Consider the following 17,180-nt stretch of genomic DNA (forward strand, 5'->3'; position numbering starts at 1 on the left):
TGATTAGTTATTTGTTAATAATCTTTTAATCAGGCGTCATCAGCTTTTGTAAAGCGGTTGGGTAAGGAAGAACACCATTTCCTTTTGAGGGTACAAATATATGAATTATGGTAAAAAGATAAAAGATAAAAGATAAAAGATAAAAGATAAAAGATAAAAGATAAAAGATAAAAGATAAAAGATAAAAGATCTTGTCGTTAAAATTCAATAGAGGTGGACTTTAGTCCGCCCACATCTATTTAACATTTTGAACCGGCTTTAGCCCAAACTTAAAGATAAATCAGTGTTTTAATAGATTGGATAATGTATAGCCTTATCGATTTCGAGCGGGTTGTTGTATTTTCTTATCACTTCCTGCATACTTTTGGTCTGGGTATTCAGTTCATCCACATTATGGATTTCTTTTCCATTGATGTTAATTCTCAGATCGCTATTGGATTTGCTGAAATTATTTCTCTCGAAAGCAAATGGATCATTGTAAAACTCCATGACCAGCTTATGTTTCTGTTTTTCATTGATGGGGATAGCTTTATTTCCGAAATTGGATTCAAGAAAGTCATCAGTCGGGTATACTTCCGGCAGTTTCTGACTTTTGATAAGATGATAAATGAAATTTTTCTTTGTGTCAGATAGTTCAAATATTAAACCGGGAAGTCCTGAAAATTTAAAAGGACCTTCATTAAACGGAATATCTTTACAGAACCAGGCTGTCCAGTTTCTTCCGCCAAACTTAGTCGTTGCTTTTTGTAATGTATATTGCTGAATCTGTTTGGTTTCGTTGGAAATGTTCCACGCTATTTTATCATTAGTTTTAAAAGAGTAATATCCAAATTTTATATTGATGAAATTTTCATTTTCAGTAGTGTTTATCTTTCTTTTTACCACCTGTCCGGTCATGTCAACGTGTTTGTTGTCCATATTTCCGAATTTTTTATTCAAAGAATCCGCAATGAAAAGATTTCTTCCGTAAAATTTTGCCTCTTTCGGATTAATATCTAAATTCATATTGAATTTCTGATATTCAGATTCAGTAGAATCCATTTTTAATTGAAGCTCATAAATAAATCGGTGGGTTTGTGAGCTCAATGAAATAATAATCAATAAACAAAAGAGTTGTAAAATTTTTTTCATGATTAAATATTTTTAGATTCAGGTTCCTCTAAAAGTAGGAATGTTCAAGAATATACTTTTTACTGATCTTTATACTGTCAAAAATATCTTTATCACTGGAATCCTGTTCCAGAAACCAATGTTTCAATCCTGCTTTTTCTCTGGCTTCAAAAATTCTTTTAAAATCAATAGTTCCATTTCCGATTTCTGCAAAATCTTTTGTTCCTGCTTTCATATCTTTCACATGCCACAATGGGAATCTTTTCGGATATTTTTCAAAATAAGTTAATGGATCTAAACCTGCTTTTGAAATCCAATATAAATCCAGCTCCATTTTAACCGTATCTGATGAAGTATTTTCTAAGATGAAATCATAAAAAGTATTCTTTTCATCCATTTTTAGAAACTCAAAATCGTGATTATGATAAGCCAGCTGAATGCCGTTTTGTTTGGAGAGATTTCCTGCATTTTCAAGAATATCAGGAAGTTTTTTATAATTTTCAAGTGTTCTTTCCGCTTCAGGAAGGTAAGAGCAAACTGCATATGTTGAACCAATAATGCTTAGATCTTCCAACGTTGTATCCCAGTTTTTCAAAAGAGTTCCATCTTTAAGGTCTGTAATTCCGGTTTGGTGATGTGAACTGATCACTTTTAAACCATGAGCAGATAAAATCTGCTTAAATTCTTTTGCCGTTTTTCCGAAAAATTTTCCGTCATAACCATAGATTTCAAATGAGGTAAAACCAAGTTCTGCCAGTTTCTCAAAAGTCTTCTCGAGATTGTTGGAAATGGAATCACGAACAGTGTAGAGTTGAATAGCTAATGTTTTTTTATTCATATTGAAATTTGAAACTCCACAAGAATATAACCCCAAAAAGCCCAATGATGAAAGTCTAATGAAATCTTTTCTTTCCATTATAAAAACGGTTTCATTTCATCCTCAATCTGCGTTCTCAGCTCCATCAGACGTTTAGCATAAATTTCCTGTTGTTTTTCTTCCTCTGTTTCCGGAATCCATTTCGGTACAGGAAGTTTTTTACCATTTTCATCTACAGCAACAAAAACGATGATACAGTGGGTTTTTTTCTCAAAATTCGGCTGCTTCAGGTTTCTTGAAAAAACATTGATGGCGATATGCATGCTTGAGGTTCCGGTATAGATCACCTGGGCATCCACTTTTACCACTTCGCCAATTTTAATAGGGTCATAAAAACGGATTCCGCCTACATATACGGTGACGGAATAATTACCGCTCCAGGTTGTCGCACATGCATAACCGGCCTGGTCAATCCATTTCATAACACTTCCTCCATGTACATTTCCTCCGTAATTCACATCTGAAGGCTCCGAAATAAACTGAAAAGTAATAGGCTTGTTCTGCATCTTTATAAAATTTGAATAAAGTTATTTAATAATTTTCAAAGTTTTAGATTAAATCCTACTTTTGAATGACGAAATCCTAATGAAGAGATTTTTAATACATAATAGAAACTATAATGAAGAAAGTATTTCACCTTAATACATGTGATACCTGCAGAAAAATTTTAGCACAATTTGATCTTACCGGCTGGGAGCTTCGTGAGATTAAAAAAGAGCCGATTACTAAAGAAGAACTGGCGGAAATGTACAAGAAAACAAAGTCATACGAAGCATTGTTCAGTAAAAAATCTACTCAGATCAAATTGAGAGGGTTAGAGGTAAAGTCTTTAACTGAAAAGGATTTTAAAGAATTGATATTAGATCATTATACCTTTTTGAAAAGACCTGTCTTTCTTACTGATAAAGAAATTTTTGTAGGAAATGACAAGAATAATGTAGCTGCATTACAAGAGTTTTTCAGAGGGAATTAAATTAAAGTTCTAAATCAGTGTAATGTCTTGTGTGGCTCCGGAGGTGGAGTTATTTCTACAAGGCCGGGAATAGGCGATGCTTGTAATTCCGACAGGTCCGTCTGTTGTATTGCTATTAAATATAAAAAAGGTTGTAGAGATACAGCTTTTTTTTATACAATAAATGTAAAGATAATATAAGCTCCTTTGAACTCTGTTTAAAAAATTATCTATTTTTGATTTTTACATTGCTTTTTTATTTGTGTTTTATTAATTTATTAATGTTTATTTTATTTATTTCATTTATTTAATTGATAGAAGGGTGGTTTTTTATTGTTATTTGAATATTTTATTATAAAGTTTGTAAATTAGTGAGCGTGGGATATTTAAATTTATCTTCACTTTAAAAAACACATTTCATTCTTTTAAAATAGATATAATTAAAACAATTATGATGGAAAAGCAATTTAATCCTGTGATTAAAGCGGTACAAAGCTTAAGAAAACTTTCTTTGGATATCAAGACAACAAATAAGGAAATTCAATCAAGTGATACTGAAATAAGACAGAAAATTGAAGATTGTGGAAAGCTGATTGCTACTACAAATGACAGTACGATCATGAGTTTATGGATAAGAGAAAAAGCTAAGCTTATAGAAAACTCCAATGCATTACTTAAGGTCTTAGAAAAAATTGAAGAGAAGTTTAAAGAAAAAGATGCTTCAAATTTAGTAGGAATCTGGGAGACCCATGAAGAAGATAAAAATTTAGTATTAGATAATTTTGCTACAATGGAAAGAATGGGGACTGCCATTTTTATTGACAGCAATCTTGAAAAATGGGAAAATCTCTGGGAAGATATAAAGAACTCATTAAGCAAAATACTATCAATATCTGAAACCTATCATCTCAAACTAAAAATAATGGAGACACTGGAACCTGATGAGATTGATAGCCTAACAGAAGATATTCTTAATCATATTCCCTGGAACTATTCTGATGATGAAGCATTTCAATACGAACAGGAATACTTGGTTGCTTATAATGAAATAAAAGAATCCCAGTCTAAGAAAAAAAATCTTTGGGATAGAATTTTGAATGCATTAGCTGGAGGAATAGAAGAGACACCGGCACATAGAGTTCAGATGAGAAGGTGGATGGAAGGTTACGGAGATAATATATGATTTACTTATCTGAGAAATAGTAAAAATAAAAAACCGCAGATCAACTCTGCGGTTTTTATGTATTTTATACAAAAGGAGCTTTTACCACTTTTGCAGGAATGTTTTTGTTTCTTACCTGAATAAAGATCTCAGATCCTAATTTGAAATGAGGCTTGTCTACATATGCAAGACCTAACCCGATTTTCTTCATAGGAGACTGTGTTCCGGAAGTTACTTTCCCGATTACATTTCCTTCAGCATCTACTACAGGATAATCGTGTCTTGGAACTCCTTTGTCTGTAAGTTCGAAACCAACTAGTTTTCTTGTAACTCCTTCCTCTTTTTGTTTTGCAAAAACATCTTTAGAAACGAAGTCTTTGTCAAACTTAGTGATCCATCCTAAACCAGCTTCGATAGGAGAAGTCGTATCATCAATATCATTTCCGTATAGACAGAATCCTTTTTCTAATCTTAAAGTATCTCTGGCAGCCAATCCGCAAGGAATAATTCCTTCTTCTTTACCAGCTTCCATCACCGCGTCCCAAAGTTTTTCAGCACTTGCATTGTTGAAATAAATCTCAAAGCCACCGCTTCCAGTGTATCCTGTGTTTGAAATGATCACATTGTTTTCTCCGGCAACAGTTCCTACTGTGAAGTGGTAGTAAGGAATTTCTGAAAGGTTTACTTCAGTAAGTTTCTGAAGGATTTCAGTAGCTTTAGGTCCCTGAACTGCCAATAATGACATCTCATCAGAAGCATTGGTCATTTTGGCCCCGAAAGTATTGTATTTTGAAATATGATTCCAGTCTTTGTCAATGTTAGAAGCGTTCACAACCACGAAATATTTGTCATCTTCCATTTTGTAAACGATAAGGTCATCTACAATTCCGCCGTTTTCGTTAGGAAGACATGAGTATTGAGCTTTTCCGTTTTCAAGAGTATCTACATTATTGGTCGTTACATACTGCAAAAGGTCTTTTGAACCCGGCCCTTCGATGAAAAACTGTCCCATGTGGGAAACATCAAATAATCCTGCTTTTTCTCTTACTGCAAAGTGCTCTTCTGTAACCCCTGAATATTGAACAGGCATTTCAAAACCTGCGAAAGGTACGATCTTAGCTCCCAAAGAAACATGTTTGTCGTACAAGGCTGTTTTCTTCATATTTAATTTTTATTTCTTTATTTTAAAACTGTTAAAAGTCTCATTGAATTGGGTCATATAGTTTCCGTTCCAGAATTTCTGGCCACAGTTGATGGAAACTAAATATAAGTTTTTGTCTTTCTGAAAAACTTTTGTTATCCAGAACAGCTTCTCTTTTTCATCAAAGTGTTCATACAGATATTCTGTGTATCCTTTCTGTCCCTTTTTATCTTTCACTTTATTCTCTTGATCTTGTGACTGATAAAGTGCCAGGATGAATTTTTTTACTTCTTCTTTAGGAAGTGTCAGATCATGATATTCTGAAATTGTAATAGCTCCTATCTGGCTGGTAGGAAAAATATTGATGATCTCGCTGTCATTCGTAGATTTCCAGCCGTCAGGAACATTAATAGAGTAGTTGGGACTTTCATATACTTTTGCTTTTTGGGCAAAAAACAGACTTCCCGTTAACATTGCAGAAAAAAACAATATTTTCTTCATCATTTAAAAATGGTGTTTATATTCTTCGAGGATAATTTTGAACCATTCTGTAAAGTTTTCAGGATGTTCAGAGATTTCTTTGTCCAGATTTTCAGGGGAGATGAATCTGACATCTTCCACTTCTTCTTTATTCAGATTGAAATCAGCTTCATAGTTTCCCACAAATACGTGATCAAGCTCGTGCTCCCAAAGGCCGCTGCCAACATCTGCTTTATAAATAAAATTGAATTTTTCTGAAAGTTCTGTCTCTATTCCAAGCTCTTCCTTTAGTCTGCGCAGGGCTCCTTCCTTATAAGTTTCCCCATCTCTTGGGTGTGAGCACACGGCATTGGTCCATTGATTGGGAGAATGGTATTTTCCTGAAGCCCTTTTCTGAAGAAGCATTTCTCCTTTACTGTTAAACAGAAATACAGAAAAAGCACGGTGCAACAGGCCATTGATGTGAGCCTGCTGTTTTTCCATCAGCCCTAAAACCTCATCTTCAGGATTTACTAAAACGACAAATTCTTCCATTCCTACAAATGTAAGAGTAATAAATGTATTTTGGAAATTTTTAGATAAACATCATGCTTTTTGTAATAATCCTGAGAGAGTAGAGAATGCTTATATATAAATCTGCAAATTTACTTTTGCTTTTCTGGCTGCTCTTATATATTAATCATAAAAAGAAATATCAAAACGAAAAATTTTAACTATTTGAGATGAAATGGTTGATAAAATATTGATATTATTCTTTAAATACTACTTTTTGTAGTATATTTTTAACTTAAACTAAGATTAACGTGCCTGATAGTTGTAAAAACGCTAACTTTGTTACTTAATATTTAGTAATGGAATTAGAATACATTGAACACATTAGTCCTATTCTAAAGGATGGCGTAAAAAATTACTTAATAGATATCGACGGAACCATTACAGATGACGTTCCCAACGAAGAACCGGAAAGAATGGTTACCTGCGAACCTTATCCTGATGCACTGGAAACTGTCAACAGATGGTATGATGAAGGGCACCAGATCTGCTTTTTTACTTCAAGAACCGAAAATCTGAAACAAATCACTATTGACTGGCTGGATAAGCATGGTTTCAAATACCACAGCGTACTTTGCGGAAAACCAAGAGGAGGAAATTATCACTGGATAGACAATCACCTGGTAAGAGCTACAAGATACAAAGGAAGATTTACGGATTTGGTAGAAAAGCAAGTGACCATTGAAGTATTCAAAGAAGACGGCGAATAAAAATATAATTCAAAGATTTAAAGATTAAATGTGAACCCGGTTCCTTTAATTTTTAAATCTTTCATTTTTTAATATACTCGATATTTTATGAAAGTTTTAGCAAACGACGGCCTGGATCAATCTGGAATAGATGCATTGACAGAAAAAGGCTTTGAAGTGATTACTACAAAAGTTCCACAGGAGTTTTTGGTAGATTATATTAACGAGCACAAAATCCGTACTTTATTGGTGAGAAGTGCTACGCAGGTAAGAAAAGATATTATTGACGGATGCCCATCTATCGACATTATTGGAAGAGGTGGAGTAGGTATGGATAATATTGATGTAGACTATGCAAGAGAAAAAGGAATCCACGTGATCAATACTCCTTCTGCTTCTTCAGAATCGGTGGCTGAGCTTGTTTTTGCTCATTTATTTTCCGGAGCAAGATTTCTTCAGGATTCTAACAGAAAAATGCCTTTGGTAGGCGATACTGAATTTTCAGGTCTTAAAAAAGCATATGCTGCCGGTATTGAACTGAGAGGAAAGACAATTGGTATTGTTGGGATGGGAAGAATCGGGCAGGAAGTGGCAAGAATTGCTTTAGGGCTTGGGATGAGAGTGGTTGCTGCTGATAATAATGTAGGAAAAGCGAGTATCAAAGTAAAGTTTTATAACAACCAGTTTATCAATGTTGATATCGAAACTGAGCCATTGCAGGAGGTTTTAAAGCATTCAGACTTTATCACGCTGCATGTTCCGGCTCAGAAAGACGGCTATATGATTGGTCAGAATGAATTTGAGATCATGAAAGACGGAGTAGCTGTTGTGAACTGTTCCAGAGGAGGAGTTATTGATGAAGCAGCTTTAATTCAGGCGTTAGATTCCGGAAAAGTAAGATTTGCCGGATTGGATGTTTTCATTAACGAACCAACACCTTCTAAAGAAATTCTTAATCATTCTAAAATCTCTCTTACCCCTCACACAGGAGCTTCTACTCTTGAAGCACAGGATAGAATAGGACTTTCCCTGGCTGAGCAGATTTCAAGTATTTTACAGATTCAATAATTGAATGATATTATACAACAAAAGCACCTCAACTTGAGGTGCTTATTTATTTTGAATTATTGTTATCAGATTATATATTCTTGCTTTTCAATAAATCTCTGATCTCCATCAGTAATTTTTGATCTTCAGTAGGTCCTGCAGGTGCCGGAACCTCTTTTTTGTTGACTTTATTAGCAAATTTAATGATCCAGAAAAGAACCATGGCAATACAAAGGAAGCTGATTACGGCAGAAATAAAATTCCCATAAGCAACCCCGTTCCATGTAAGTTTTGCAATATTTTCTGCACCGGCTGCTTTTAATGCAGGATTCAGTATCAGAGGAGTGATTACATCTTCTACCAAAGACGAAACAATTTTACCAAATGCTGCACCAATGATCACACCGACAGCCAGATCGAGAACATTCCCCTTAAAGGCAAATTCTTTAAATTCTTTTACAAATCCCATAATTTATATTTTTTTAATTAGTATATACACAAAAATATAATTAAAAAATGTAAAAAACATTACTTTTTATAGTTTTTTATTCTCAAAACATTGAGTTTTATGATAAATTCATAGAATTGGATTTAATGAATATTTTAGCTTTATACAGATCCTTTATTTCATTCATGAGGTCTCCTTATTTTTATTATTGACGTGATACCATAATGAAAAATCTTTTGTAATTTGCTTAAAAGTTTGTTTCACCTATGAAGATTTTTACCGCAGAACAGATTCGCAGCTGGGATCATTTTACAATTTCCCATGAACCGGTTTCATCCATTCAGTTGATGGAAAGAGCTTCAATGGCAGCAGCCCACTGGATTTCGGAACATTGTAAAAATCATAAAAAGCTGGCCGTATTCTGTGGCAACGGAAACAATGGAGGAGATGGGTTGGCGGTAGCAAGAATACTGTACCTCAAAGGATTTGATGTTGATGTATTTGTAGGCGATTCCAAACGTAAATTTTCAGACGATGCTTTGGTTAATCTGAAAAGGCTCCGCGATTTATCAGGAATTTCAGTCAGAAAATTTGATCAGAGCGAACACTATAATTTTGATGATAAAACTATTATTATTGATGCTCTTTTCGGAACAGGTTTATCCAGACCTTTGGAAGGGGAGTTGAAAGGACTTGTGGAGCAGCTGAACTCCAAAAAGAATATTAAGATATCCATTGATGTTCCTTCCGGATTATCTTCAGATGAAATATTTGATAATGATCCCGTTATTCTGAAGTCTGATTACACACTGACTTTTCAATGCTGGAAAAGGACTTTCCTTCATCCCGAAACCGGAAAATATACCGGAAAAGTAGAAGTGTTGGATATTGATTTAAACAAAACCTATGCTGGTACCACGAATGCGGAATATTTTATCATTGATGATCTCTTGATAGAATCTATATTCAGGCCCAGACAGGAATTTTCCCATAAAGGAAGCTATGGTAAAGCTGCAATCATAGGAGGAAGCTATGGGAAAATAGGAGCTGCCGTTCTGGCCACACAATCCGCCTTAAAAACAGGAGCAGGCTTGACCTTTACGCTGGCACCGGAATGTGGTTATGAAATACTGCAGACTTCTTGTCCGGAAGCTATGTTTATAGCAGGAGGGGAACAGTTTGTAACAAAATTTGAGATAGACAAAGAGTTTACCTGTGGCATAGGACCTGGACTGGGAACTCATCCGGATACTGAGAAAAGTTTTCTGAGCTTTCTGAAAAACTGTACCAGCCCGCTGATTCTGGATGCCGATGCATTGAACATCATTTCTAAAAAAACAGGAAATCTGAAATTAATCCCCAAAAAATCAATCATTACGCCTCATCCAAAAGAGTTTGAAAGGCTTTTCGGAGGGACAGAAAATTCTTTTAAGAGACTTGAGCTGGCCAGAGAAAAGGCTAAGGAATATCATATTTATATTGTTTTGAAAGATCATCATACCCAAGTTATTACTCCGGAGGGAAATGTATTTTACAATATAACGGGAAATGCCGGACTTGCGAAAGGAGGTAGTGGGGATATCCTTACCGGAATTCTGACTTCACTTTTAGCACAAGGATATTCTGAAGAAGAAACCTGTATTTTAGGGATATGGCTTCACGGAAGATCCGCTGATCTTGCTTCGGAAAGACATTCAAAAGAATCTATGCTTCCTACGGATGTTATCGGTGAATTTGGAAGCGTTTTTGAGGAGCTGAACAGGAAAGTTGCCAGAAGTTTGTAACAGAAAATGAACTGAACGGCTTTTTAAATAGACTTGAAAAGAAAAAGGCAAATCTGTAGTAGTACAAATTTGCCTTTTTTATCTTAAACCCGGAGTCCTTTAAACTCCAGTAGTATTCTTGCCTTTTTCTATGTATTCAGGTTTCTCATTTTCTTCCGGAGTAATCTTAAATTTCTTAGATACGATCATGATAACAACTCCTGCAATCATAAACGGAATAGAAAGTACCTGACCTGTATTCAGACCTCCGATCTGGATGAATTCGTCACCTTGTGGCTCTTTAAGGAACTCAACAAAGAACCTGATAGCCCAGAGAATAATAAAGAACAGTCCGAATAACCATCCCTGCTGATATTTTTTATCGGTTTTTCTGTACAGTATCCATAACAAAATGAAAAGAAGAACGTATCCTACGGCTTCAAATAACTGGCTTGGATAACGAGGTACGGTAAGACCATATTCACTGCTTTGCTGTGGGAAAAGTAAGGCAAACGGAGAGTTGGGATCAGCTGGTTTACCAACGATTTCAGAATTGAAAAAGTTCCCCATTCTTACAAACGCTCCTCCTAAAGCTACTACAATACCTAATCTGTCATATACCCAGAACGGATTTTTTCTGATGATTTTAAAGGAATAATAAAGAGTTGTGAAGATCAAAGCGATAGTAGCGCCGTGACTTGCCAGTCCTGAAAATCCTGTGAATTTTAAACCATTTTTTGTACTTATGGGTAAAAATACACTCCAGAAATCCTCTTTAAACAATTCCGGCTGATAGAAAATAACATGTCCTAATCTTGCCCCAAGGATTGTTCCAATTAAAGTCCATGTGAAAAGGGGTTCAAGGTATCTTTGGTTAATATTGTCAATCTTAAAGATTCTCGTCATTAAAACATATCCGAAACCAAATGCAAATACAAACATCAAACTATAAAAGTGAAGGGTAAATGATCCGATATGAATTCCTTTCGATGGATCCCATATTTTGAATGGAGTTTTAAGTTCTACGGTATCAGAATCTGTAATAGGTTTTGCCGTTTTTACCGCATATTTAAACGTTGTAACATTTTCCTGAGTAGCAGCGGTATTGATCAGCTTAAAGTTTTTATCAAAAAACTGATAGTTGGCATCTTTGAATCTTGCTAATGCTGAAGCTGCATAATTATAATAAGAAGGTTCAAGGCTGGATCCGTTAAGGATCACAACAAAAGACTGACTCTTATCTGATTCTCTGTCCGGAAAAGCGGTAAGGTCTCCCATTTCTGTGGTAGAATAGATTTTTACCGGAACATTGCTTCCGTTGATATCTAAAGTTCCGTCAGATAAACCTCCAGGGTATTCCTGCGCAAAAAAAAGCTGCGTGGTGAACGCAAACAGCACAAGATAAATTCTGAAAAAAATAGTATTCATTTTCTATTGATTTAATAGTTTGATTATTGACATTTATGTTTGGGCGGAACGGGATCATAACCGCTGCCTCCCCACGGATGGCATCTCAAAATTCTTTTAAATCCCAGCCAGAATCCTTTAAAGATCCCATGAACCCGAAGAGACTCAATCATATAATGAGAACAGGTAGGTTCGTAACGGCAGTTTTTGGGAAGTAAGGGCGAGATGAACCATTGGTAAAATTTTATCAAAATTACCAGCGGAAATGTAATGATTTTATTGAATGTAAGTTTCAAAACAATGCAAAAATAGGGTAAAAAAATGAAAATTAGTTTAATTTTGTTATAAGTTTCGGTGATCAAAAATCCGGAACATTGATCTTAAAATAGAATTACTTTGAATCAAAATATTCCATTAGCTGAAAAATTAAGACCCAAAACCCTGAACGATGTATTGGGGCAGGAACACCTTACCGGCGATAAAGGAACAATCAGAAAAATGATTGAAAATAACGCGCTGAATTCGCTGATCCTTTGGGGGCCTCCCGGAACCGGAAAGACGACGCTGGCTGAAATCATTTCAGAACAGTCGGGAAGGAAGTTTTATAAACTTTCTGCTGTTTCTTCAGGTGTGAAGGATGTTCGTGATGTCATTGATGATGCTAAAAAACAGAATTTGTTTTCCGGGAAATCACCCATCTTATTTATTGATGAAATTCACCGTTTCAACAAATCTCAGCAGGATTCATTGCTTCATGCCGTAGAGAAAGGCTGGATTGTCCTGATAGGAGCGACTACTGAAAATCCAAGTTTTGAAGTGGTTTCAGCGTTGCTTTCGAGAAGCCAGGTTTATATTTTAAAAGCTTTGAGTTATGAAAAACTTGAAGAATTGATTGATATTGCTTCTGAAAGATATAATAAAGATGAAGGAACCGATTTTAAAATCCTTGAAAAAGAAGCTTTCATTCAATACTCGGGCGGTGATGCCAGAAAGTTGATCAATTCTGTAGAATTGGTTTTGAATCAATATAAAAATTCAGCCACAACAGAAATCATTAATACGGATGTCCTTGAAGTTCTTCAGGAAACAATGGCGCTGTATGATAAAAACGGCGAACAGCATTATGATATTATTTCCGCCTTTATCAAGTCAATGCGTGGTGGTGATCCAAATGGAGCCGTGTATTGGCTGGCAAGAATGATTGCCGGAGGTGAAGATATTAAGTTTATTGCCCGCAGAATGCTTATTCTGGCCGCTGAAGATGTAGGGCTGGCTAATCCCAATGCGCTGGTGGTTGCCAACAATTGCTTTCAGGCGATCAATGTGATTGGAAATCCTGAAGCAAGAATCATATTAAGCGAAACGGCTGTCTATCTTGCGGTTTCTCCTAAGAGTAATTCCGCTTATATGGCCATCAATGAAGCATTGGCTTTAGTAAAACGAACCGGGAATTTACCGGTACCACTTCATTTGAGAAATGCTCCTACAAAACTGATGAAAGATCTGGACTATGGAAAAGAATATAAATATGCACATTCCTATGAAGGAAATTTTGTGGAACAGGACTTTCTTCCTGAAGAAATAAGGGATGTGAAATTATATGAGCCCGGTAATAATTCTACCGAGAAGAAGATTTATGAAGAGCTTAAGAAAAAATGGAACAATAAATATTAAAACAAAAAAGGATGCTGAAACGGCATCCTTTTATATTATTCAAGTTATTCGGTAGTGTAGATAAACAATGCTTTCTTACCGTTGTGATCTTTTGTTTCAGCTCTTTTCTTGATCTCAGGATAGATCATTGTGCTGGTATCCGTAAATTCATAACCTTCAATAAATACCGGATTGTCTGCCGGAATATTATATTGTGCGTTGATGTTGGATAATGACATTCTGTCTAATGTATTTTCCCCGTTTTTGAATTTGTATTCAGTTACCCCTTTTGTAAAAACAGAACTGTATTTTTTTAAACCTTGGGGAAGACTTGCCGGAGTATTGTATACTTTAGAAACCTGTAATATGTTCTTTTTCGCATTGAACAATTCTACTGTTCCGATAGCGTTGTCAGCAACTGCAAACTTCACAGCAGGATTTTTTTGCTGTGCAAATAAAGTAGCCGAAGAGAGTATTAAAAAAGAATAGAGTAATTTTTTCATAATCAGAATATGTAACTGTTAAAAACGTGATAAATATAGTTATTTTTTATAAAATGTGAATGAAATCTCAGATTGTTTTACATTTTATTTATAATAAAAACTTTTATTTTGATTATCAGTCTGTAGTTTCTTCATTTTTATCTTTTTTGTCAACCATATTTCTGATGATATTTTTCAGCCGCTGAAAAGCGAAAGAACTTAATAATAAGATAATTCCGAGAGCAATAAAGGCGCTGATTCTTGAAATATTATCCATTTGCCATACATCATAACCATAGAGTTTTAAAACCATGAGCCCTATCAATGCAAAACCAACCTTGTTGTATTCCTGAATATCTTTTTTTAAGCCCATATAAATAAAAATGCTGGCAAGAATAGTCCATACAATAGGAAGATAAAGAATATTGAAGTGTGCACTTGCTTCATAAGAATGAGGAAGGTCATTAGAAGCCATTAAAACATAAGAATGATGAAGCTCACAGCTTAAGGAAATGATAAGTGTCAATGACAGGATCCAGTAAGAAATCCTGACTTTATGAAATTCTGATGATGGAATTATCCGGGAACATACATATATAAAAGGAATCCACTGAAGCAGATGCAGTAAATAGAAACTTAAATGGAGTTTTTTTGTTAATACAGCCGTTACGATTGGTAGTGTGGAAACTGAAGTATTAAGGATGATCAGAAATAAAAACAGATAAATCAGAGCGGTCTGAACATCACTTCTGATATTCAGCGGTTTTCTGAAAAGTAATAATATAAACAGATAATAAATGCTGAATAACAATCCTATGCCCACAATTGCGGACCAAGGCATCTCTGAAACATGATAGGTAAGCTCAAGAAGAAAACTGATATAAATAACTCCGTAGCTAATCACAGTCACAAGATCTTCAAAAAAGGTGTTGACTTTCTCCTGTGACTCTTTTCCGGTATCCCTTAATAAATATAAATTGATCACTAGGGAAAGGATCGTAAATGAACTGGTAATAAACGGAGGATTGAATATGATATTAAAATCTGTTGTTCCCAGATACTCTGTCCAGGTTACAACCTGAGCGATCATGACCAATGGAAAAAGGATGTAAAAGAAAATCCTGAAAATCTTATGACCAGTTTTTTTCCAGATGAAAAGCAGCAGGGTGGTTTCTATTGTCCAGATACTGGTGATAAGGTGGGTTTTAAACTGAATAGCTATGGCAATAGTGATAAGGCTGGTAACGAGTCCTGCAAATACAGAATAAGCAACTCCGAAATTTTTTCGACTATATTCTCTAAGGAGCAGAATAGAATTGACTGCAGCAAAAGCAAGTGGGAAAATAATGGGAGGTTCATATGCTAAAGTATCAAAAATATAAAGCAGTCCCAGAACACTCGAAAAATTAGCAAAAGCAAGTATTAAAATATCTGAAGTTGAAAGTATATTTTTTTTGATGTAGTCATGCAGAGCAAAAAGGTAGAAAATCACATAACTGATCATGTAAAAAGTAATGCTTAAAAGCTCCGTGCTCTCATTCGTCCAATAAAAAAGATAAGCGGTTGTAAAAATATAGGCAGTCCATCCCACGCTTTTCCAGTGTTGAAGAAAAGAGACTACCAGCATTCCAATATTTAAAAGAGTAAGATAAATAAAAAGGAAAGGGTAGTTGCTTTGCCCGGTACTGATCATCAAAGGAGCACTGAAACCTCCAATTAATGAAAAAATAATCAGGACTTCACTTTTATAATAATAGGATAAGATAATAGATGCTGCTGTAATCAGAGCGGTAATCACAAAAGCTGTATTCTGTGTAAAGAGATGATATTCCCGGAAAGCGATGGTGGCGGTGAAGTACAATACGGCAATTCCGCCTCCGGTTATAATAGAAGCAAATGCTGTATAGTTTTTTCTGAGGAAATGTCCTATAATGATGATTCCTGCTCCGGTACAAAAACCGATACCCGCTCGTGTACTTTCTCCGATCCAGTTTTTGTCAATAGCATACTTTACAAAGTAACCGATTCCGAGAACAAGAGTAAAAATACCAATGATGGTGAGGGCGTTTTGTTTTAAAAAATCAAAAACAGGAGTCAGCCAGTCTTTTTGAACCGGTATTGGAATTTCTTCATTTTCTTCCCTGTTTTTTATTTCATCAGGAACAATTTGATGAGACTGTACTTGCTGAGGAATAATAGTGTCTTCCGCTGAAACTTTTTTTTGGATCACTTCAGACTGAGCCGGGGCCTTACTGATTTTATGATTAAGGTCAGTGATTTCCTTTTCAAGCCTTCTGATTTTGGTATTCAGATTGTTGAAAATGATGAAGATTACTATAAGTATGATGACAGCAATAAGTTCATTCATTTCATTAGTTTTATCAAATATAAAGAAATGTTTGAAAAGCGATTTAAAAAATTAACCCATCACAGTATAAGTGATGGGTTAAATGGTATAGATAACTAACAATATGTTTTACTAGTTTGATACTTTGTAAATAGAGAATGATGCTGCACTGCTTGATAATAGTGCTAAGTTAATACCCGGATCCAAAAAGCCAAAGGCAACTCTGTCACCTGCTTGGAAAGAATATAAGGTACTAATAGAAGTATCTGCTATAGTCAAACTTGCCACTACAAGATTGACACCGCTGAACGTACGGGAGTCAATGAGTGTAGTAACTCCGGCTCCTGCTCCTCTTGTTCTGGTGATTCCAATACCAGTACCACTACTTAATAAAGAAGCTTGTAATCCGGTTCCAAAACGGAATGAATAGGATACCGCATACACACCGTCTGATGGTATCGTGTAAGCTGAAGTACTATCATCAAACAAAGCCGCACTTCCTATACTTCTGTCGGTTGCTACAAAATTAACAGGCTTGAAACTTCCAAAAACACCCACAGAAAGAAGGCTGATGCCAGAGGTTTTTTTGGCTGCATAAACAGTGGAGTTTGTTCCAGATGCTGCGATTAATAATGCCGGGTCCACGGTGTAAACCTGAGTACTTCCCTGATTAATTGCTAAAACCTGATAGCCAGGTAATGCTGTAGCTGCAGGTGTGTCTCTAACTTTCAGTGTCCCATTAACATCTAGAGTTGCGGATGGAGTAGCTGTATTGATACCTACTTGTGAAAACAAAGGTAAGGTTGCGCATGCTAATATTAAGCTGTAAAGTTTGGTTTTCATGATCAAGATTTTTAATTAGTTGCTTAGCAAATATACAAATAAAATTATACCCTTCATTGTGAAATTTGCAATTTTAATATTAATATGATGTAATGTATTTAAACATATGTTTATATTTTAGTTAAAATTATCTCATAATTAAATTACGAGTTATTATATTTATTTTTAAAATAATTGCCTGTTTATGAGGTTTTTAAATAAATTTATTTCTCCCTATTGTGTGGGTT

General features: G+C 35.1%; 18 protein-coding genes and 1 riboswitch. Of the genes, 6 read left to right on the plus strand and 12 right to left on the minus strand.

What is annotated here, in order from left to right:
* Nucleotides 1-23: 23 nt before the first annotated feature.
* Nucleotides 24-91: riboswitch (Fluoride riboswitch) on the minus strand.
* A gap of 197 nt (nucleotides 92-288) precedes the next feature.
* The 3 genes from FN817_RS00520 to FN817_RS00530 all read right to left on the minus strand — a co-directional run bounded on the left by FN817_RS00520 (nucleotide 289) and on the right by FN817_RS00530 (nucleotide 2,493).
* Entirely contained in the window at nucleotides 289-1,131 is an 843-nt protein-coding gene (locus FN817_RS00520) for a GLPGLI family protein (RefSeq protein ID WP_142716243.1), read from the minus strand.
* 28 nt (nucleotides 1,132-1,159) lie between these two features.
* Nucleotides 1,160-1,948: a sugar phosphate isomerase/epimerase family protein gene (locus FN817_RS00525; RefSeq protein WP_228451430.1), complete on the minus strand. Its 789-nt coding sequence runs from the start codon at nucleotides 1,946-1,948 to the stop codon at nucleotides 1,160-1,162.
* A 77-nt stretch (nucleotides 1,949-2,025) separates the two neighbouring features.
* The gene (locus tag FN817_RS00530; protein ID WP_047432118.1) at nucleotides 2,026-2,493 is read right to left on the minus strand and encodes an acyl-CoA thioesterase; all 468 of its coding nucleotides are present in this window, start codon (nucleotides 2,491-2,493) and stop codon (nucleotides 2,026-2,028) included.
* Between the two features lie 113 nt (nucleotides 2,494-2,606).
* Here FN817_RS00530 and FN817_RS00535 point away from each other — a divergent pair, with 113 nt between their 5' ends.
* Both FN817_RS00535 and FN817_RS00540 read left to right on the plus strand, forming a co-directional pair.
* Entirely contained in the window at nucleotides 2,607-2,960 is a 354-nt protein-coding gene (locus FN817_RS00535; RefSeq protein ID WP_142716245.1) for an arsenate reductase family protein, read from the plus strand.
* 433 nt (nucleotides 2,961-3,393) lie between these two features.
* Entirely contained in the window at nucleotides 3,394-4,122 is a 729-nt protein-coding gene (locus FN817_RS00540) for a hypothetical protein (RefSeq protein ID WP_142716246.1), read from the plus strand.
* 64 nt (nucleotides 4,123-4,186) lie between these two features.
* Here FN817_RS00540 and gcvT read toward each other — a convergent pair whose 3' ends face one another.
* The 3 genes from gcvT to idi are packed head-to-tail and all read right to left on the minus strand — an operon-like array spanning nucleotide 4,187 to nucleotide 6,256.
* Nucleotides 4,187-5,263 (minus strand): glycine cleavage system aminomethyltransferase GcvT, encoded by a 1,077-nt coding sequence (gcvT, locus tag FN817_RS00545; protein WP_142716247.1) that lies wholly within the window; start codon nucleotides 5,261-5,263, stop codon nucleotides 4,187-4,189.
* A 9-nt stretch (nucleotides 5,264-5,272) separates the two neighbouring features.
* Nucleotides 5,273-5,746, minus strand: coding sequence for a hypothetical protein (locus FN817_RS00550; protein WP_142716248.1), 474 nt, complete (start codon nucleotides 5,744-5,746; stop codon nucleotides 5,273-5,275).
* Complete coding sequence (gene idi, locus FN817_RS00555) at nucleotides 5,747-6,256, minus strand: isopentenyl-diphosphate Delta-isomerase (protein WP_142716249.1); 510 nt, start codon at nucleotides 6,254-6,256, stop codon at nucleotides 5,747-5,749.
* A 317-nt stretch (nucleotides 6,257-6,573) separates the two neighbouring features.
* On the opposite strand from idi, the gene FN817_RS00560 reads away from it, so the two are divergent.
* Nucleotides 6,574-6,984 (plus strand): LNS2 domain-containing protein, encoded by a 411-nt coding sequence (locus FN817_RS00560; protein WP_047376850.1) that lies wholly within the window; start codon nucleotides 6,574-6,576, stop codon nucleotides 6,982-6,984.
* A gap of 87 nt (nucleotides 6,985-7,071) precedes the next feature.
* Nucleotides 7,072-8,031, plus strand: a complete 960-nt coding sequence (locus tag FN817_RS00565) for a D-2-hydroxyacid dehydrogenase (protein WP_142716250.1) — start codon at nucleotides 7,072-7,074, stop codon at nucleotides 8,029-8,031.
* A gap of 70 nt (nucleotides 8,032-8,101) precedes the next feature.
* Here FN817_RS00565 and mscL read toward each other — a convergent pair whose 3' ends face one another.
* On the minus strand, nucleotides 8,102-8,479 hold the full coding sequence (gene mscL / locus FN817_RS00570; RefSeq protein WP_142716251.1) for a large conductance mechanosensitive channel protein MscL: 378 nt from the start codon (nucleotides 8,477-8,479) through the stop codon (nucleotides 8,102-8,104).
* 245 nt (nucleotides 8,480-8,724) lie between these two features.
* On the opposite strand from mscL, the gene FN817_RS00575 reads away from it, so the two are divergent.
* Nucleotides 8,725-10,242 (plus strand): NAD(P)H-hydrate dehydratase, encoded by a 1,518-nt coding sequence (locus FN817_RS00575; protein ID WP_142716252.1) that lies wholly within the window; start codon nucleotides 8,725-8,727, stop codon nucleotides 10,240-10,242.
* A gap of 99 nt (nucleotides 10,243-10,341) precedes the next feature.
* On the opposite strand, the gene lgt is transcribed toward FN817_RS00575, so the two are convergent.
* Both lgt and yidD read right to left on the minus strand, forming a co-directional pair.
* Complete coding sequence (gene lgt / locus FN817_RS00580) at nucleotides 10,342-11,223, minus strand: prolipoprotein diacylglyceryl transferase (protein WP_142717029.1); 882 nt, start codon at nucleotides 11,221-11,223, stop codon at nucleotides 10,342-10,344.
* Nucleotides 11,224-11,672: 449 nt separating this feature from the next.
* Nucleotides 11,673-11,924 (minus strand): membrane protein insertion efficiency factor YidD, encoded by a 252-nt coding sequence (gene yidD, locus FN817_RS00585; protein WP_047423501.1) that lies wholly within the window; start codon nucleotides 11,922-11,924, stop codon nucleotides 11,673-11,675.
* Nucleotides 11,925-12,024: 100 nt separating this feature from the next.
* On the opposite strand from yidD, the gene FN817_RS00590 reads away from it, so the two are divergent.
* Nucleotides 12,025-13,302 carry a replication-associated recombination protein A gene (locus FN817_RS00590; RefSeq protein ID WP_142716253.1) on the plus strand — a complete coding sequence of 426 codons (1,278 nt, stop codon included), beginning with the start codon at nucleotides 12,025-12,027 and terminating at the stop codon, nucleotides 13,300-13,302.
* Between the two features lie 44 nt (nucleotides 13,303-13,346).
* Here the strand turns inward: FN817_RS00590 and FN817_RS00595 are convergent, their stop codons facing one another.
* From FN817_RS00595 to FN817_RS00605, 3 genes are all read right to left on the minus strand, one after another.
* Nucleotides 13,347-13,784, minus strand: coding sequence for a hypothetical protein (locus tag FN817_RS00595; RefSeq protein ID WP_142716254.1), 438 nt, complete (start codon nucleotides 13,782-13,784; stop codon nucleotides 13,347-13,349).
* 115 nt (nucleotides 13,785-13,899) lie between these two features.
* A complete protein-coding gene (locus FN817_RS00600; RefSeq protein WP_142716255.1) occupies nucleotides 13,900-16,131 on the minus strand; it encodes a DUF2339 domain-containing protein in 2,232 nt (743 codons plus the stop codon).
* Nucleotides 16,132-16,242: 111 nt separating this feature from the next.
* Nucleotides 16,243-16,953 carry a hypothetical protein gene (locus tag FN817_RS00605; RefSeq protein WP_142716256.1) on the minus strand — a complete coding sequence of 237 codons (711 nt, stop codon included), beginning with the start codon at nucleotides 16,951-16,953 and terminating at the stop codon, nucleotides 16,243-16,245.
* Nucleotides 16,954-17,180 lie beyond the last annotated feature (227 nt).

The sequence above is a fragment of the Chryseobacterium rhizoplanae genome (genome assembly GCF_900182655.1).
Classification (GTDB): Bacteria; Bacteroidota; Bacteroidia; order Flavobacteriales; family Weeksellaceae; genus Chryseobacterium; species Chryseobacterium rhizoplanae.

Bases quoted from the DNA above. Each gene is read 5' to 3' on its own strand.
- FN817_RS00520 (WP_142716243.1), bottom strand. From the start codon at position 1,131: ATGAAAAAAATTTTACAACTCTTTTGTTTATTGATTATTATTTCATTG.
- FN817_RS00525 (WP_228451430.1), bottom strand. From the start codon at position 1,948: ATGAATAAAAAAACATTAGCTATTCAACTCTACACTGTTCGTGATTCC.
- FN817_RS00530 (WP_047432118.1), bottom strand. From the start codon at position 2,493: ATGCAGAACAAGCCTATTACTTTTCAGTTTATTTCGGAGCCTTCAGAT.
- FN817_RS00535 (WP_142716245.1), top strand. From the start codon at position 2,607: ATGAAGAAAGTATTTCACCTTAATACATGTGATACCTGCAGAAAAATT.
- FN817_RS00540 (WP_142716246.1), top strand. From the start codon at position 3,394: ATGGAAAAGCAATTTAATCCTGTGATTAAAGCGGTACAAAGCTTAAGA.
- gcvT (WP_142716247.1), bottom strand. From the start codon at position 5,263: ATGAAGAAAACAGCCTTGTACGACAAACATGTTTCTTTGGGAGCTAAG.
- FN817_RS00550 (WP_142716248.1), bottom strand. From the start codon at position 5,746: ATGATGAAGAAAATATTGTTTTTTTCTGCAATGTTAACGGGAAGTCTG.
- idi (WP_142716249.1), bottom strand. From the start codon at position 6,256: ATGGAAGAATTTGTCGTTTTAGTAAATCCTGAAGATGAGGTTTTAGGG.
- FN817_RS00560 (WP_047376850.1), top strand. From the start codon at position 6,574: ATGGAATTAGAATACATTGAACACATTAGTCCTATTCTAAAGGATGGC.
- FN817_RS00565 (WP_142716250.1), top strand. From the start codon at position 7,072: ATGAAAGTTTTAGCAAACGACGGCCTGGATCAATCTGGAATAGATGCA.
- mscL (WP_142716251.1), bottom strand. From the start codon at position 8,479: ATGGGATTTGTAAAAGAATTTAAAGAATTTGCCTTTAAGGGGAATGTT.
- FN817_RS00575 (WP_142716252.1), top strand. From the start codon at position 8,725: ATGAAGATTTTTACCGCAGAACAGATTCGCAGCTGGGATCATTTTACA.
- FN817_RS00595 (WP_142716254.1), bottom strand. From the start codon at position 13,784: ATGAAAAAATTACTCTATTCTTTTTTAATACTCTCTTCGGCTACTTTA.
- FN817_RS00600 (WP_142716255.1), bottom strand. From the start codon at position 16,131: ATGAATGAACTTATTGCTGTCATCATACTTATAGTAATCTTCATCATT.
- FN817_RS00605 (WP_142716256.1), bottom strand. From the start codon at position 16,953: ATGAAAACCAAACTTTACAGCTTAATATTAGCATGCGCAACCTTACCT.